Consider the following 16,742-nt stretch of genomic DNA (forward strand, 5'->3'; position numbering starts at 1 on the left):
GTCCGGTTCATGAAGTTCGGTGTCACCGCGACGTGCGGATCTGCTGCCCAGAACATCGAGATGGCGGTCGCCGCCGAGGAGGCCGGCTGGGACGGCTTCTTCGCGTGGGACGGCATCGCCATCGGCCCGATGGACACGTTCGACCCGTGGACCCTGCTCGGCGCGGCCGCGGTGCGCACCAGCCGCGTCACGCTCGGCGCGATGGTGTTCTCGCTGCCGCGCCGGAAACCGTGGGAGGTGGCCCGGCAGGCGCTCACGCTCGACCACCTGTCCGGCGGCCGCCTGGTGCTCCCCGTCGGACTCGGCGCCATCGACGACGGCGCGTACAGCCGGGTGTCCGGCGAGCACGTCGACGTGAAGGAACGAGCAGCGCTTCTCGACGAGTCCCTGGCGATCCTTGACCTCGCCTGGACCGGCGAGAAGTTCAGCCACGAGGGCACCCACTACCAGCTCACCGACTTCGAGTTCCAGCCCAGGCCGGTGCGCGGGACCATCCCGGTGTGGGTGATCGGCGCGTGGTTCGCACCGCGGTCGATGCGCCGGGCGGCCGGTCGGGACGGGGTGCTGCCGATCCGGCGGGAGGACGGGTTCGACCCCCTGACGCCGGACCAGCTCCGCGAGGTGTCGGCATGGGTGAGCGAGCAGCGCGGCGGTGAGCCGTACGAGCTGGTGGTCGAGGGCGTCCTCCCGACCGACCCCGCCGAGGCCGCGGACAAGATCGCCGCACTCGAGGAGGCCGGCGTCACCTGGTGGATCGACTCCAACTGGAACTTCGACACCGTCACCCCGGACGGCCTGCTCGCGCGGATCCGACGAGGCCCCGTGTGACGGTGACCGTCGCCGACTGCGAGCGCGTCCAGCTCAGCTGGTTCCAGCTGCGCGCGCGGACGCTCGGCGGTGAGGCGTGGGAGGACGACGGGCTGGTCTGGGCGAACGGCGACCTCCTGTTCCCCCAGGTCATCGACCCGGCGGCACTGGCTCGCGGCGTGGAACGGGTGCGGGCCCGGGGAGCCGCGTCCGTCGGCGCGTGGCTCGGGCTCGACGTCGACCCGGCCCCACTCGCGGCCGCCGGGTTCGAGCGGGGCTGGGAGCCGTGGTGGATGGCCGGGCCGGCGGACCTCGGACGCATCCCGGCGGACGCCCGCGTCGAGCTGCAGGAGACGACCAGCGACTACCGCGGGATGCACGCCGGCTACGCGGCCGAGCTCGCGATGGCGCGGCTCCGTCCCGCTCGGGCCTGGTACGCCGCCGCCTACGAGGAGGGCCGGTTCGCCGGTCGGGCGTGGTCGCACCGGGTCGGTGACCTCGCGGGGGTGTTCGACGTCGACGTCTGGCAGCAGTTCCAGCGACGAGGTCTGGGCACCGGCCTGATGCAGGCGGTGTGCTCCGCTGCGGCCGGTGCCGGGGCACGGACGATCGTCCTCAACTCCACGCCGGCAGGCGTCCGGCTCTACGAGAAGTGCGGTCTGGAGCGCATCGGGACGGGCATCACGTGGTGGCTGCACCTGCCGATCGGCGCCGGACGGTCTCCCGGTGCGTCACACTCTCTGTAGAGACGAAGGAGCACCATGCTGACATGCCCGGTCTGTACGTCCGGAGAGCTCGAACTCGTCGAACGGTTGGCGGACGATCGCCGCATCATCCGATGCACCGCGTGCGCGCACCAGTGGACCCGTGGGGAGTCGAAGGCGCAGGCCGCCCTCCCGGCCTCGTCGGCCGACCTGCAGGCCCGGTTCCCGGACCGTTCCGCGGTGGACCCGGCCCGTCTGGAGCAGGTCCAGTCGCTCGCCGCGGCGGCGGCACCCACCGAGCGCGGGTTCGACTGGTCCCACTACCAGCAGGTGTTCAGCCGCGACGAGGTCGCTGACTGCGACCCCCGCGACCTCCTGTCGTTCGTCAACGAGACCCCCGGCGCCACCAACGCGACCACCGCGTCGTTCAACCGGGCGTGGAAGTCGATGGGCGAGCGTGAGGCGTCGGCCCGCACCCGCAACACCATCCGCTACCTGCTCTACGGGCCCACGACGGTCCCGCTGCCCGACCGGCTCACGCGACTGATCCTGGGCCAGGGCGGTCTGGGGATGACGGGCTTCAAGGAGCCGGCGCTGACCCGCGTGCTCGTCGCCATGTCGCCCGACGCCTACCTGCCGATCTCGACGTACGGCGGCGCGCGCGGCGGCAAGCGGGAGATCGCGCAGCGCGTCTACGGGCTGACGCTCCCCGAGGTGGCCAAGGAGCAGTTCACCCTCGGGCGGCTGATCCTGTGGAGCAACGACCTGCTGGTGGACCTGGTCGAGGACGAGTTCGACGACCTCACCCAGGCGGCCGCGTTCCTCACCAGCGTGAAGGTGCCCGTCCCCGCCTGATCACTCGTCGTGCGGCCGCGCCAGCTCCTCGCGCAGCGTGGCGACGACGTCCGGTCCCAGCTCGAACCCCTGCGAGCTGCCCGGGTTGATCACGATGCCCACGTCCGCGGGCATCCGCAGCAGGACCTCGCGCACCGGCATCGCCACGGCCTCACCGCCGAGGCGACCTTCGTCGTGGAACCGCTGCACCGACGAGAACGCCACCAGGTGGTGCGCTCCGTCGCGGTGCACGATCGCCGGGATGAACCCCTCGAGGTGCTCCCCGACCGGTGCGCCGCTCGGCACGGCCAGCTGCTCGTAGGCGAACCGCGTGAGCAGCTTGGCGCCGTCGATCGTCCCGGGGGCCGCGGTGCGCAGCGCCTGGTCGAAGTCCTTCATCGTGGTGCTCCCTCGTCGTTGCGGGCGAGGGTCACGCTACCTGCGGATCAGCCGGTCGCGAGCCGGAACAGGCTCGGCGTGACCACCTCGAGCCGCAGGACGTCGAAGCCCGTGTGGTGCCGGCGTCCGACGACGTGCCGCGACCACGCGAGCTCCCGGCACAGCTCCTGCGTGGACCACACCTGCCCGTTCGGCCAGCCCGGCGTGTCCAGCCGCACCCCCATCACCTCGCCCATGACGAGCGCCCAACGCGTGTCTGGGCCGTCGGGGACCTCCCCGATCGGGTGTGCGACCGCCCAGACCGTCGAGCCGACGTCCGGCTGGTGGTCGTCGGCCGCGGAGTACAGACGAGGGACCTCGAGCGCGATGGCCATGGCACCTATTCCAGCGCGGTGACGTGGCGGCCAGGTGGCCTCCGGTCGACGGCTCGGTGACGACTCAGCCCGGGGGCGGTCCGCCGTGAGCGTCGACCTTGCGCGGCAGCACGAACACCAGCGCGAACGCGACGACCGCGAGCGCGGCGCTCACCGCCATGGCGTGGGCCGCGCTGTCGGTGAACGCCTGCGCGATCTGCGCCGGGTCGTTGCTGGTGATGTGCAGGGTGCCGAACAGGACGCTCCCGATGACGGCGATGCCGATGGCCGATCCGACCCGCTGCATCACGCCGATCACGCCGCTGGCGGCCCCGGCCTCCGAGCGGTCCACGGTCGCGACGATGAACTGGGCGTTGGGTGCGATGAACAGCCCGCTGCCGATGCCGCCGAGGAGCAGGGGCGCAAGGAGCTCCCAGTGCGTGAGGTCGGCCGCCGGCTCCGTGCGCAGCACCAGCCACACCCAGATCAGGCCGACCGCGACCATGGCGGTGCCGACGATCAGCACGGTCCGCCCGAGCCGCTGCGCCAGCCGGTTGCTCTGCGACGCCCCGATGATCGACCCGATGGCGAACGGCACCGCCACGAGCCCGGACTCCAGCGCGGTGTGCCCGAGCCCCGCCTGCCACAGCAGCGAGATGGTGAAGAAGATGGACGTGAACGCCGCGAAGTAGACGAGCGCGAGGATCGTCCCGCCGGTGAACGCCGGGTGCGAGAACAGGTGCGGCGGCACCATCGGGTTGTCGTCCTCGATGTGCTTCTCCCAGAACGCGAACGCCACGATCAGCAGCACCCCGGCCGCCAGCGTGACGAACGTCCACGCCGGCCAGCCCTTGTCCTGCCCCTCGATCAGCGGCACCAGCAGCGCGATCAGTCCCGCGGTGACCAGCGCCAGACCGACGAAGTCGTACCCGGGCTTCTGCTTGCCCTCCGCGCCCGCCGGCAGGATCTTCGCCGCGGCGATGAGGGCGATGACACCGATCGGCAGGTTGACCCAGAACACGAGCCGCCAGCCGTTCTCGTCGCCGAACGCCTCGATGATCAGCCCACCGAGGATCGGCCCCAGCGCCGTCGACACCCCGATGACTGACCCCATGATCGCGAACGCCTTGCCGCGCACCTGCGGGGGGAACAGCAGCTGGATCATCGCCGTGACACCCGGCACGAAGATGCCCCCGGCGAGCCCCTGCACCGCCCGCGCGACGATCAGCTGGAGGCTGTCCTGCGCGAACCCGCAGAACGCGCTCGCGACCGTGAACAGCAGCAGGCCGGTGAAGAAGACCCACTTGTGCCCGACCCGGTCACCGATCCGGCCCGCGGGGATCAGCGCGATGCCGAACGCGAGGGCGTAGCCGCTGATGATCCAGCTGAGGGTGGCTTCCGACGCATCCAGGCTCAGGCGGATCGTGGGGAGCGCGACGTTGACGATCGTGGTGTCCAGCAGGGCCATGAACATGCCGGCCATGAGGACGATGAGTGCGTTCCACGCGGAGCGGGGGACGGCGGGGGGCTGAAACGTTCGGGCCGCCGTCGCGTCCGTCATCTGCGAATCCCTTGTGCGGATGGACGACGCGTCACATGAGCGTCACTCACCACCCTCCCCCGGCGGGGCTCACGGCGCAACGCAGGCTGAGGCGCCGCGGACGACCGGCCAGATGCGCCACGAGACCTGCTCCGAAGGGATGGACCCTCCCGCGGAGCGTCTCGGCGAGACTCCACTCCCACGACTGCGAATGATCACGACTGGAAGCACCGTAGGAAGGTCTCGGCCACGACGCGCATCCGCGCTTCGTGCTCGTGAATCTCGGCCGCCGGTGCAACGAAGTCGATGGACACAGTGACGTCTGTACCCGCGCTGCTCGGGGCGAGCGTGACGGTCCGATCCACCCGGGTCGGCGCGGTCAAGTACCGGACGGTCACGGATCGGCCGACATCCTGGGCGACGACCTCGAGCACCTGCACGAACGGAGGGTCCGACGCCACGATGCAGATCTGTTCGCCGACCTCTCCCACCGGGGTGTCAGGGAGTGCGACGACGCTCGCTGCGCCCTGCCCGGTGGCGTCGAGCAGGTCGACTCCGGTGGTGCGGACGGCGGGCCACACCTCAGCCGGCGGTGCGGCAACCGTCCCGACGGCGACCGCCCGGCCGGCGGCCTGCTGGACGTGGTCGTGGTCGCGCCGGGCCGGATGCTCCGACCGTGCGGGCACGCCTGCAACATGTGCCGACATCCTCTCGAGTCGCGCGTCGAGGCTGGCGCTCGCGAGCGACACATGGGCTTCGAGCTCGTCCTTCGGTACGGTCGCGCGAACTCGATAGGTCAGCTCACAGCTGCTGGGGCCCAGAGGCTCGATGATCGAGGTCATCTCGATGCCGTTGGTCAGGTTCCGGCTGACCACACTGCGACCGGCCTCCATGTCGACGCGCTCGACGAGGGTCGCGCTGATCCGGTCGTCGTCGGCGCGGGCGAGGGTGACTCGTCGTTCGCCGACGAACCCGGCCGGTGTTCCCGGGACGACGAAGGTCCAGAGGTGCTCGGCGGCCGCGGTGCGTGCGAACAGCGCGGCATCGCTGACCAACTCCCACACCTCGGACGCGGGTGCCGAGATCAGCGCGCGGCGATCCACCACCATCGCCCCTGTCCCGCGTCCACGCCGTTGCCACCAGGTACGTCCCATCGAGCACCTCCGTCCTCGGTCTTCGGGTTCGGCATCGTCGACCTTGATGCCGTGCGCCCTCCGAAACCCCCCCGCAACACTCCGCACGTACCGTCCCCAGAACAGGCATGGACGCAGGCGTCTCCCGCACGCGACCCTGTCCCCACCCGGACGAGCGCAAGGAGCGGCGGATGTTCGAACGCGTCGACCCCTTCATCGGCACGGAAGCCACGAGCCTGCCGCCGCAGCAGGGCATCGCCACCAGCTGGTGGTGGCCCAAGCCGCAGGTCGGCAACACGCACCCGGGTGCCACGTACCCGCTCGGCATGGTCAGCGCGTGCGCGTACAGCGGCGCGTACCCGACGGGCTACGGCCGCTACGACCTCGGCACCGAGGGCCTCCCCACGGAGATGCACGAGCGCCAGGTGGCCAGCGGGTTCACGCACTTCCAGCAGTCCGGCACGGGCGCCATCCGCAAGTACTACAACTACTTCCGCGTCACCCCGATGCTGCAGCCCCTGGACGGTCTCGGTGACGTGTGGGAGATCGTCGACGAGGCCGCGGAGCCCGGGTACTACGCGGCCACGCTCGAGTCGGGGATCCGCGCGGAGATCACCGTCGGCCCCAAGTCGGCGGTGCACCGGTACACGTTCCCCGCGCACCGCGACGCGCGCCTGGTGATCGACTTCTCGCTCGGCGGCCTGACCATCCCCTACGGCCGCACGGTGCCGCTGCGGGCGCACCTGCACTCGCTGAGCCCGGGGATCGCGCAGGGCGAGATCGTCGTCGAGGGTGCTCCGCTGGCCATCCACGTGGAGTGTGACGACCCGCGCTGGCGGCAGATGCTCTGGTACGACCGTCGGCTCATGCCGGGCGGCACACGGTTGGACTTCGACCGGATCCGGCCGACGACCCTGCGGCCCTTCGGGCTGATGTGGGCCGGGCCGTCGGAGCCCGGTCAGGTGGTGGAGCTGCGGTTCGGGTTCTCGCTGCGGGGTGTCGACCAGGCGCGGGAGAACCTCGAGCGCGAGTGCGGTCCCGGGCCGTCCAGCTTTGCGACGAGGCGCGCGGCGACTGCGGAGAAGTGGCAGGAGAGCCTCGGCAAGATCCGGGTGGACACCCCGTCGAAGGACAAGCAGACCGTCTTCTCGACCGCGCTGTACCACTCGCTGATCAAGCCGTGCCTGGCGCTCGACGAGTCACCGTTCTGGCCGACGGACGGCCCGTTCGCGTTCGACATCGCGACCATGTGGGACATCTACCGGACGCAGCTGCCCCTGCTGACCACGCTCATGCCGGACAAGGCGATGGAGCTGGCGAACGCGCTCCTGTACATCTCCGAGGAGGAGGGGAACCTCCCGATCGGGTACCGGATGGCCCGCGGCGCCGACCAGTTCAGCCGGCAGGCGAGCGCGCTCGCGCACACGTTCCTGTCCGACCTGTGCCAGCTGGGCCTGCCCGGCATGGACTGGGACTGGGCGCTGGTGCACATGCACAACGACCTGCGCCGCACGTACGGCGAGGACTTCCTGCTGCGCGGCAAGGTGCACCCGATCAGCCACACGCTCGACCTCGCGTTCGGGTACTGGTGCACGTCGCAGATCGCGGCGCACGTCGGGGACCCGATGCTCGTCGAGCAGTTCACGCCCCTCGCCGCCCGCTGGATCAACGCGTTCGACGAGGAGACCGGACTCCTGCAGGACTCCACGTACTACGAGGGCGGCCGCTGGAACTACTCGTTCCGGCTGGTGCACGACATGGCGGCGCGCATCAAGCTCTCGGGTGGCGACGACGCCTTCGTCGCCCAGCTCGACCAGTTCTTCGGGTTCGGCGCCCCGCCCGTGACCCAGCCGGGCCTGCGGCCTGGCCTCGAGGAGATGGCAGCCGGCTACGCGCTCAACCGGTTCGAGGGCCTGAACAACGAGCCCGACATGGAGGCTCCCTGGTCCTACCACTACGCGGGCCGGCCCGACCGGACCGCCGAGGTGGTGCAGGCGATCGTGCAGAACCAGTTCGGCGTCGGGCGCGGCGGGCTGCCCGGGAACGACGACTCCGGCGGGCTCAGCTCGTGGTTCGTGTGGGCCTCGCTGGGGCTCTTCCCGGTGGCGGGGCAGAACCTGTTCCTCCTCAGTGCGCCCGCGTGGCGGGAGTCGAGCATCGAGGTCGGCGACCGCAACTTCACCATCGAGACCTCGGGATTCGTCGAACCCACCCCCGACGGCCCTGTCCAGTATGTACAGTCCGTGCACCTCGACGGTGAGCGGCTCGATCGCACCTGGCTGACCGGCACCGAGCTCCACCGCGGCGGGCGCCTGCACCTGGAGCTCGGACCGACGCCCGGCGACTGGGGCACCACCGTCCGGCCCCCGTCCGTGAGCACGACCCCCCCGACCACCGCGCTGCGGCGCTGACCCCAGGAGTCGCCGTGTTCCCGAACCGCCGTCTCGTCATCGTCGTCCGCGCCGACCCGGTCATCTGCGGGCACTCGGGCGAGGCCCGCAACCTCGCGGAGGCCGCCCTGCAGCGGGGTTTCGACGACGTCCGCATCGTCACGTGGCCGATCGACCGGCTGCAGGCGACGGGCCTCCCGCTCAAGCCGCTCGACGGCGTGCTGCCGTACTCGCCGGGCATCACGGTCGAGCGCCCCGAACCGGTCGGCGACTACAAGGTCCCCGACGGCCGCTGGCTCGCGGGGATCGTCGGCCGCCTGGTGGAGCTGTTCACCGACGGCGTCCCGACGGTCGCGATGTCCCTGTACCTGAGCCCGCACTCGCTCGCCGTGGCCGACGCCGTGCACGTCGCGCGCCGGACCGGCCTGCCCGTGAACGTCACGACGGTCGCCGAGGCGGTCGGCTCCGACGTCACCAACGTGGTGCGCGCCTGCGTCGAGAAGGACGAGTTCGGTGCCGCCGCGCACGTGCTGTCCAGCTACCTCGAGCACGACGTGTGCCTCGCGGTCAGCGACTACACGCGCGAGCTGATCATCGCCGAGGCCGCCGCCATCGACGCCAAGCACGGCACCACGTTCGCCGCCCAGTGCCGCGAGCGCGTCACGGTCTCCTACCCCGCCATCGACGTGGGCTCGTACCTGGACCTCGACACCGCCGAGACCGACCGCGTGCTCGCGGTCCGGGGACTGGAGCGCGACGGGTACGTCCTGTTCTTGTCCCGCCTCGCGCACGCCAAGGGGGTCGACGACCTCATCGCCGGCTTCGCGGCCAGCGCCGCCGCGTCCTCGCTCCGACTGGTCGTCGCCGGCAACGGGCCCGACGCGTCCCGCCTGCAGGAGCTCGCCGCCGCATCGACGGCCGCCGACCGGATCGTGTTCTTCGACGACGTCGACGACGACGAGAAGGCCCACCTCATGGCCGCATCCGCGTCGTACGTCCTGCCGAGCAAGCCGCGTCCGGAGTTCGTCGAGACGTTCGGCATCGCCCTGGCCGAGAAGATGCTCGCCGGCGGCGGCCCGGTCATCACCACCGACACCGGGGGCATCGGCGAGGCCGTCGGCGACACCGCGATCATCGTGCCGGTGGAGTCGCCGTCGTCCATCGCAGCAGCCCTGGACCGCGTGCTGACCATGTCCCCCGACGAGCGCGCCGGCTGGGAGACCCGCGCCCGCCTGCACGCGATGCAGTTCGACCGCGGGGCGGTGCTGGACGCGATCCTGGACCGCGTCGCCCGGGTCGAGCGGGTTCCGACGCCGGTCGGCTGACGTTGACGCGCTCATCAGCGCGGTCGGACACTGGCGGGATCGACGAGGGTCGGCCGACCCTCACCCGCAGGAGGCATCGTGGCCGACAGCGTGATCTACCCGCAGGCTCCCCCGCTGACCGAGGACGAGATCACCGAGCTCCTCCAGACCGCGGACATCGCCCGCCTCGCCACGCACAACGAGGACGGCAGCATCCACGTGGCGCCCCTGTACTTCGTGTACGAGGCGCCGGACATCCTGCTCGGCACGCAGAGCATGTCGCAGAAGGTGCGGAACATCGCCCGGGACCCGCGCGTGACGGTGCTGGTCGACGTCACCGCCCCGGCACTCGTCGGCGCCGTCATCTACGGCACCGCTGAGCTGGATCATCAGGACGTCGTGGCCAAGCGCGCGACGATCTTCCGCCGGTACATGCCCGCCGACGCCGCCGACGCCTTCGCGCACCGGCTCGCCGACACCTGGGAGCCGGTGGTCATCCGCGTCCGGCCGGATCACGTCGTCTCCTTCGACTACCGCAAGGGCTTCCCCACGTTCGACTGACCCGGGCGAGCCGTCGTCACCGCGCGCCCATCGCCCACCGCACGTACGGTCGAGGCTCCGCCTGTCTCCGTCGTGAGGACCCTGCCCGATGGCGCCCACCGAGCCCCTGATCTTCGTCCTGCACGGTGCCCGCGGGGATCTCGCGCAGCGCATGGTCCTGCCCGCGCTGGCCACCCTCCAGCGCCGCGGTCTGCTTCCCGAGCACTGGGCGCTGCTCGGCACGGGCCGGACGCCGATCAGCTCGAAGGAGTTCGACGAGCTGCTCCGCGCCGCGGTCGAGGAGTTCGGCGACGAGGAGGCTGCCGAGGGCGTCCCCGAGCTGACCAAGCACACCGCGTACTGCGGCGACGTCACCGAGGACGGGAGCGCCGACGAGCTGCCCGGGGAGCTGGAGCGGCTGCAGGGCGTGCTCGGCGGCGGTGCGACGGTCATCCACTACCTCGCGGTTCCGCCGTCGTCGTTCGCGCCGATCACGCGCGCGCTGGACAAGGCCGGGCTGACCGACGGGGTCCGCGTGGTCTACGAGAAGCCGTACGGCACGTCGCTGGAGACGTTCCGGGACCTCGACGCGACCGTGCACGCCGCGTTCGACGAGGAGCAGGTGTTCCGGATCGACCACTTCCTGGGCAAGGAGGCGACGCAGAACCTGCACGTGCTGCGGTTCGCCAACGAGCTGTTCGGCGGGGTGTGGAACCGGCGGCACGTGGAGCAGGTGCAGATCGACGTGCCCGAGACGCTGGACGTCGCGCAGCGCGCCGAGTTCTACGACGCCACCGGCGCCGCGCTCGACATGCTGGTCACCCACCTGTTCCAGGTGGCCGCCGAGGTCGCGATGGAGCCGCCCCGCAAGCTCGACGCCGCGAACCTGGGCAAGGCGCGCGAGGACGTCATCACGCACTTCCGCCCGCTCGACCCCGCGAACGACATGGTGCTCGGGCAGTTCGAGGGCTACCGCGACATCGAGGGCGTGCCCGACGACTCCACCACCGACACGTTCGTCGCCGCGCGCCTCTGGGTGGACACCGAGCGGTGGGAGGGCGTGCCGTTCCTGCTGCGGACCGGCAAGCGGATGGGCGGCTCGGCGCAGCAGGTGACGCTCGTGCTGCGGACGCCGGACACCCTGTTCGGCTCCCCCGTCGGCCCCAACCGCGTGGTCATCTCGCTGGCCGGCTCGGGCGAGCTGAAGGTGACGACGACCGTCAAGAAGCCCGGCGCGTTCCTCGAGCTCGGCACCGGGACGGCCAACCTGGAGCTGGCCGAGGTCGAGCCGGGCGAGTCGTTGCCGCCGTATGCCGGGCTGCTCGAGGACGTGCTCGTCGGCGACCGCACGCTGTTCACGACGCCCGCCGGGCTGGAGGCGGCGTGGATCGCGTTCGCTCCCGTGCTGGGCGACGAGCGTCCGACGCCCGAGCCGTACGCGGTCGGCTCGTGGGGGCCGACGTCTGCCGAGACGCTGGCCGAGCCGCACGGGTGGGTGCTCGGCGACTGAGACCAGGTCGCGCGGGTGCGTCTCCCCGACGAACGCCCTCGTACGATGCGCGCGTGACCGCGCCCCGCCTCGAGCTCAGCTTCCTCACGTTCGTCCCGTACGACGACCCGGCCGACGCCGGCCAGTCCCTGCGCGACGCGATCGACCTGTTCCGGTACGCGGAGGAGCTCGGCTACGACACCGGCTGGGTCCGGGTCCGTCACCTCGAGAAGTTCCTCTCCTCGCCGTTCCCGCTGTTCGCGGCCATCGGCCAGGCGACCACGCGCATCCGGTTCGGCACCGCGGTCCTCCCGATGCGGTACGCGGACCCGATCGCGGTCGCGGAGGACGCCGCCACGGTCGACCTGCTGTCCGGCGGGCGGCTCGAGCTGGGGGTCGCCGGCGGGATCAAGCCGTCGGCCGCGCTGCTGGACGGGGTCTACGGTCCCAGCGAGCTCTCGTTCGACGACGAGTCCCAGCACCGCATCGGTCGCCTGCGCGCGGCCCTGGCCGGGGAGCCCGTCGCGGTCGCCCCGGAGGGCGGCTTCCCGATCGCGCCGCCCGGCACCCCGCTGACCGTCACGCCGCACAGTCCCGGCCTGGCCGATCGCGTCTGGTACGGGCCCGGGTCCCGGGCGACCGCCGTGCGGACCGCCGAGCACGGGATGGACCTGCTGGTCTCCACCCTCAACGGCGAGGACGACGGGCGGTCCTTCGAGGAGACGCAGCGCGACCAGATCCGCGCGCACAAGGAGACGTTCGACGTCCCCGGTCGCACCCCCCGAGCGGTCGCGGGCCGGATCGTCCTGCCGAGCGTCGCGCCCGAGGACGACGAGCTCTTCGCCGAGTACATCGCCTGGTACGCCGCCCGCTTCGACGCCACGGGTCGACCGCCCGCCGGCACCGGGTTCGGGGTGTTCAGCCCGACGCACCACGGGTCGCCCGACGAGGTCGTCGCCAGCCTGCAGGCCGACGTCGCGCTCCAGGAGGCCACCGGGCTCGACATCGTCCTCCCGGCGAACGCCACGCACGCGATGAGCCGCCGCATCCTGGAGAACGTGGCGACGAGCATCGCGCCCCGACTCGGCTGGACCCCGGCCTGACGCGCGGCGTGCTGCAGACCCGGTACCGCGTCAGGCGCTGATCACATCGCCGGCGGTGCCGTCACCTGGTCGGCCGGCGGGGCCTCGATCGTCACGGGACCGCCCCAGTTGCTGAGCGTCATCTCGATGTGCGACCCCATCATGTCCATCACGAGCTTGCGGGGCAGCTTGTCCTCCCCGACCCAGTACGTGTACGTGATCTCCTTCGGCACCTCGACGCCCGCGGCGGCTGCGGCGGCGAACTGCTCGGCGGACGCACCGGCCATCTTGCTCGTGTCGACGACCACGTCGTACGGCTGCGCGCTGACGCCGTCGAGCTGCTCGGCGGCGCCGGACTTCGTGACGCTGACCAGCGCGGGGAGGATCTCCGCGAGGCTGTCGGTCGCGCTGGCGCCGGTGGTCTGCGAGAGCGACGCGGTCAGGGGGTTGCTGGTGTCGGTGGGGTCCAGCTGCCAGAACATGCCCCCGGTCAGCTCGCCCATGTTGATGTAGAGCTGGCCGCCGACGATGCGCATCTCGATGGGCGCGGTCATCTGCGCGCTGCTCATCGTCATGATCAGCTCGTTGCCGGCGTCGGTCACGCGTGCCTGGCCCTGGGCGGTCATGGAGGCGCCGGCGACGTCGGTGACCATCGTCGTGTCGTAGGTCTTCGCGGCCAGCATCGCCGTGGCGATGTCCCCCAGGTTGTCGGCGGTGAGCTCGAAGCCGGCGGGCTCGACGACGGTCTCCTCCTGCTCGACCGAGGCGCTCGCGGAGGAGGTCGGCGCGGCCTCCGGCGCGGAACCTCCGCACGCGGTCAGCGACCAGGCGAGGACGGCGGCGGCCGGGACGGCGAGCAGACGACGGGACACGCGCACGGGGGAACTCCCAGGGTGGGGGGCGGGGGGGAACGAGGGGAAACCCTTCCATATCGGCCGCCGTCGCATCGCCGGTCGCCGGGTGATCTGTGCACGATGCACGCCTGCGCCTCAGCCCTCGCACAGCCACGGCACAGGCTCGCTCGGCTGAATGGAACCCGTCCCACTAGGAGGGTTCCCATGACTCAGTACGCGCTCCTCGCGCTCGACCTCGTCGCCATCAGCGTCCTCGCGTTCGGCGTCTACTTCCCCCGGCACCGGCGGCGTGACCTCGTCGTCGCGTACCTCGGCGTCAACGTCGGCGTGCTGGCGGTGGCGACCGCCCTGGCGAGCAGCGCGGTCGGTGCTGGCCTCGGGCTCGGGCTGTTCGGCGTGCTGTCGATCATCCGGCTGCGGTCCACGGAGCTGACCCAGCACGAGGTCGCCTACTACTTCTCGGCGCTGGCGCTCGGACTGCTGGGCGGGCTGGCAGTGACGCCGTCGGCCCTGAACGCCTCGCTGATGGTCCTGATCGTCGTGGTCATGGCCGTCGTCGACCACCCGCGGATGCTCCGGCAGTACCGGCAGCAGACGATGGTGCTGGACTCGGCGATCACCGACGAGACCGCGCTGGTCGCGCACCTGGAACGCCTGCTCGGCGCCACCGTGCACACCGCGATCGTGCAGCGCGTCGACCTGGTCAACGACACCACCTGCGTGGACGTCCGGTACGAGCTGACCACGGCACGGGCCCGGGTGGCGGTGTCGGCATGAGCTTCGAGCCCATCGACCTCGTCGAGCTCACCGAGCGAGCGAGCCTGCAGACCCGGATGGACCGCAAGTACGTGGTCCCGGCGGAGGCGGTCCCGGTGCTCCTGCGCGGCATCGAGCCGGGTGCGCGCATCCTCCAGATCGGCGACGAGCGCGACTTCGCCTACGAGTCGGTCTACTTCGACACCCCCGACCTCACCAGCTACCTCGGGGCGGCCCACCGGCGTCGGCGGCGGTTCAAGATCCGCACGCGCACCTACGTGGACTCCGAGCTCTGCTGGGTCGAGGTCAAGACCCGCGGTCCGCGCGGCAGCACGGTCAAGACGCGCCTGCCGTACGACCCGGACGACCGCGACACCCTGACCGACGAGGGCCGCCGGTTCGCCGACGACGTCCTCGACAGCACCGGCCTGTACAGCCCGACCCTGGTCAGCACCTACCGGCGCACCACGCTCTTCCTCCCCCGGACCCAGAGCCGCACGACGATCGACACCGGCCTGGTGTGGACGTCGGCCCTCACGGGCGAGTCGAGGGCGCTGCCGGACCGCGTGGTCATCGAGACCAAGACGGGCTCGACGCCTTCCTCCACCGACCGCCTCCTGTGGCGGCACGGCCACCGCCCGGTCCGCATCTCCAAGTACGGCACCGGTATGGCCGCCCTGCACACCGACCTCCCCCACCACCCGTGGCGCCGCGTCCTCGACCGGCACGTCACCCGTTAGGAGCACACCCTCATGCGACGCCTCACCCCGAAGATCCTCGTCCCCGCCGCCCTGGTCGCGGCGCTCCTCGCCGGCTGCACGGCCACGGCCGACGCCGCGTCCACGACGGAGTCGAGCACGACAGTGACCACCACGTCCGACGCGAACGTCACCGTCGAGCAGGCGATGGCCGCCAACACCGCGCCCGACGACGTGGACCTGACCGCGTCGGACGACGAGGTCGCCATCGACCTCGACACCCCGACCGCGACCGACGGCGTGACAGTCGACGGGAGCACGATCACGATCACCGCGGCCGGCACCTACCGGCTGAGCGGCACGCTCGCCGACGGCTCGGTCGTCGTGAACACCACCGACGACGGCGTCGTCCACCTCATCCTCGACGACGCCTCCCTGGCCAGCTCGACCACCTCCCCGCTGCAGGTGCCCGACGCCGACCAGGTGGTGGTCCACCTCGAGGGCGACAGCACCCTGTCCGACACCACCGCCTATGCGGACACCGACGAGGCGAGCGCGGCCCTGTACAGCAGTGCGGACCTCACGATCACCGGCGACGGCTCGCTGACCGTGGCGGGCAACGCGAACGACGGGATCGCCGCCAAGGACGGCCTCGTCATCGCAGGCGGCACCATCACGGTGGACGCGGTCGACGACGGCATCCGCGGCAAGGACTACCTCGTCGTCTCAGGCGGCACGCTCGACGTCACGGCGGGGGGCGACGGCCTGAAGTCGGACAACGACGAGGACGAGACCCTCGGGTACGTGGAGATCACCGGCGGCGACGTGACCATCGCGGCGGGCGACGACGGCATCGCGGCGCAGACCGACGTGATCGTCGCGGACGGCACGGTCGCGGTCGTCTCCGGCGGCGGCAGCGGGGCCGCGGTCGCGGACGACGCCTCCCCCAAGGGCGTCTCCGGCACGGTCTCCGTGGTGGTCGGCGGCGGGCTGCTGCTCATCGACGCGGCCGACGACGGGATCGGTTCGGACGGCGTCGTCAGCATCGCGGGCGGTTCCGTGACCATCGACGCGGGGGACGACGGCGTGCACGGCGACCAGGCGCTGCAGATCAGCGACGGCACCGTCGACATCACGGGGTCGAACGAGGGCCTCGAGGCCGGCCTCATCACCCTCGGCGGCGGGGACATCAGCGTGGTGGCCAGCGACGACGGCGTGAACGCCTCCGACCCCGACGCCACGGGCGAGCAGGCTCCCGGCGGCACAGCGGCCGCGGACGTCGGCCTGACCATCACGGGCGGCACGATCGTCGTCGACTCGGGCGGGGACGGGCTCGACGCCAACGGGTTCTTCACCATGACCGGCGGCACGGCCGTCGTGAGCGGGCCGACGAACGACGGCAACGGCGCACTGGACGTGGACGGCACGTTCGACGTCTCCGGCGGCACGATCCTCGCGGCCGGCGCGTCCGGCATGGCGATGACCCCCGGTGCCGAGTCCGCCCAGTCGTTCGTCGCCTTCACGTTCTCCTCGACCCAGTCCGCCGGCACGGTGGTCCACGTCCTCGACGCCGACGGGAACGAGCTCGCCGCGTTCGAGTCGTCGAAGGACTTCACGTCGCTGGTCTACGCCTCCGCCGACGTCGTCTCCGGCGAGACGTACTCGGCGGCGACCGGCGGCTCGGTCAGTGGGGAGACCGTCGGCGGGCTCGCGGAGGCCGGCGACAGCAGCGGCTCCACGGTCGTGGCGACCGGCACCGCCGGCGAGGCGATCGCGGGGATGGGCGGCGGCGGCCAGGGCGGCCCCGGCGGCGGCGGTCGCCCCGGCACCCGTCCCTGACGCGGGACGACGGCCCCGGC

At 71.7% G+C, this 16,742-nt stretch carries 16 protein-coding genes; 11 read left to right on the plus strand and 5 right to left on the minus strand.

What is annotated here, in order from left to right:
* Positions 1–9: 9 nt before the first annotated feature.
* The 3 genes from ASD18_RS01925 to ASD18_RS01935 all read left to right on the plus strand — a co-directional run bounded on the left by ASD18_RS01925 (position 10) and on the right by ASD18_RS01935 (position 2,366).
* Positions 10–828: an LLM class flavin-dependent oxidoreductase gene (locus tag ASD18_RS01925; RefSeq protein ID WP_056085952.1), complete on the plus strand. Its 819-nt coding sequence runs from the start codon at positions 10–12 to the stop codon at positions 826–828.
* Positions 825–1,553: a GNAT family N-acetyltransferase gene (locus tag ASD18_RS01930; protein ID WP_200938425.1), complete on the plus strand. Its 729-nt coding sequence runs from the start codon at positions 825–827 to the stop codon at positions 1,551–1,553. Before ASD18_RS01925 ends, ASD18_RS01930 begins: the two co-directional genes overlap by 4 nt.
* A 198-nt stretch (positions 1,554–1,751) precedes the next feature.
* Entirely contained in the window at positions 1,752–2,366 is a 615-nt protein-coding gene (locus ASD18_RS01935; protein ID WP_156387849.1) for a hypothetical protein, read from the plus strand.
* On the opposite strand, the gene ASD18_RS01940 is transcribed toward ASD18_RS01935, so the two are convergent.
* The 4 genes from ASD18_RS01940 to ASD18_RS01955 form a co-directional block, all read right to left on the minus strand.
* Positions 2,367–2,744, minus strand: coding sequence for an SseB family protein (locus ASD18_RS01940; RefSeq protein ID WP_056085954.1), 378 nt, complete (start codon positions 2,742–2,744; stop codon positions 2,367–2,369).
* A 47-nt stretch (positions 2,745–2,791) separates the two neighbouring features.
* On the minus strand, positions 2,792–3,118 hold the full coding sequence (locus ASD18_RS01945) for a hypothetical protein (protein WP_056085955.1): 327 nt from the start codon (positions 3,116–3,118) through the stop codon (positions 2,792–2,794).
* A 64-nt stretch (positions 3,119–3,182) separates the two neighbouring features.
* The gene (locus tag ASD18_RS01950; RefSeq protein ID WP_056085956.1) at positions 3,183–4,658 is read right to left on the minus strand and encodes a DHA2 family efflux MFS transporter permease subunit; all 1,476 of its coding nucleotides are present in this window, start codon (positions 4,656–4,658) and stop codon (positions 3,183–3,185) included.
* Between the two features lie 194 nt (positions 4,659–4,852).
* Entirely contained in the window at positions 4,853–5,878 is a 1,026-nt protein-coding gene (locus ASD18_RS01955; protein ID WP_156387850.1) for an SRPBCC family protein, read from the minus strand.
* A gap of 83 nt (positions 5,879–5,961) precedes the next feature.
* Between ASD18_RS01955 and ASD18_RS01960 the strand changes: the two genes are divergently transcribed.
* The 5 genes from ASD18_RS01960 (at position 5,962) to ASD18_RS01980 (ending at position 12,596) form a co-directional block, all read left to right on the plus strand.
* Positions 5,962–8,181: a glycoside hydrolase domain-containing protein gene (locus ASD18_RS01960; RefSeq protein ID WP_056085958.1), complete on the plus strand. Its 2,220-nt coding sequence runs from the start codon at positions 5,962–5,964 to the stop codon at positions 8,179–8,181.
* 14 nt (positions 8,182–8,195) lie between these two features.
* A complete protein-coding gene (locus ASD18_RS01965; RefSeq protein WP_056085960.1) occupies positions 8,196–9,485 on the plus strand; it encodes a glycosyltransferase in 1,290 nt (429 codons plus the stop codon).
* A 78-nt stretch (positions 9,486–9,563) separates the two neighbouring features.
* On the plus strand, positions 9,564–10,025 hold the full coding sequence (locus ASD18_RS01970; RefSeq protein WP_056085962.1) for a pyridoxamine 5'-phosphate oxidase family protein: 462 nt from the start codon (positions 9,564–9,566) through the stop codon (positions 10,023–10,025).
* 88 nt (positions 10,026–10,113) lie between these two features.
* The gene (locus tag ASD18_RS01975) at positions 10,114–11,514 is read left to right on the plus strand and encodes a glucose-6-phosphate dehydrogenase (RefSeq protein ID WP_056085964.1); all 1,401 of its coding nucleotides are present in this window, start codon (positions 10,114–10,116) and stop codon (positions 11,512–11,514) included.
* Positions 11,515–11,567: 53 nt separating this feature from the next.
* Entirely contained in the window at positions 11,568–12,596 is a 1,029-nt protein-coding gene (locus tag ASD18_RS01980) for an LLM class flavin-dependent oxidoreductase (protein ID WP_056085966.1), read from the plus strand.
* Between the two features lie 41 nt (positions 12,597–12,637).
* Here the strand turns inward: ASD18_RS01980 and ASD18_RS01985 are convergent, their stop codons facing one another.
* Positions 12,638–13,453 (minus strand): hypothetical protein, encoded by an 816-nt coding sequence (locus ASD18_RS01985; RefSeq protein ID WP_056085968.1) that lies wholly within the window; start codon positions 13,451–13,453, stop codon positions 12,638–12,640.
* Positions 13,454–13,633: 180 nt separating this feature from the next.
* On the opposite strand from ASD18_RS01985, the gene ASD18_RS01990 reads away from it, so the two are divergent.
* The 3 genes from ASD18_RS01990 to ASD18_RS02000 are packed head-to-tail and all read left to right on the plus strand — an operon-like array spanning position 13,634 to position 16,722.
* Positions 13,634–14,206 carry a DUF4956 domain-containing protein gene (locus ASD18_RS01990; protein ID WP_056085971.1) on the plus strand — a complete coding sequence of 191 codons (573 nt, stop codon included), beginning with the start codon at positions 13,634–13,636 and terminating at the stop codon, positions 14,204–14,206.
* Complete coding sequence (locus ASD18_RS01995) at positions 14,203–14,925, plus strand: polyphosphate polymerase domain-containing protein (protein WP_056085973.1); 723 nt, start codon at positions 14,203–14,205, stop codon at positions 14,923–14,925. The genes ASD18_RS01990 and ASD18_RS01995 overlap by 4 nt, the downstream gene beginning before the upstream one ends.
* Positions 14,926–14,937: 12 nt before the next feature.
* A complete protein-coding gene (locus ASD18_RS02000; RefSeq protein ID WP_056085975.1) occupies positions 14,938–16,722 on the plus strand; it encodes a carbohydrate-binding domain-containing protein in 1,785 nt (594 codons plus the stop codon).
* Positions 16,723–16,742 lie beyond the last annotated feature (20 nt).

The sequence above is a fragment of the Cellulomonas sp. Root137 genome (assembly GCF_001426725.1).
Lineage (GTDB): Bacteria > Actinomycetota > Actinomycetes > Actinomycetales > Cellulomonadaceae > Cellulomonas.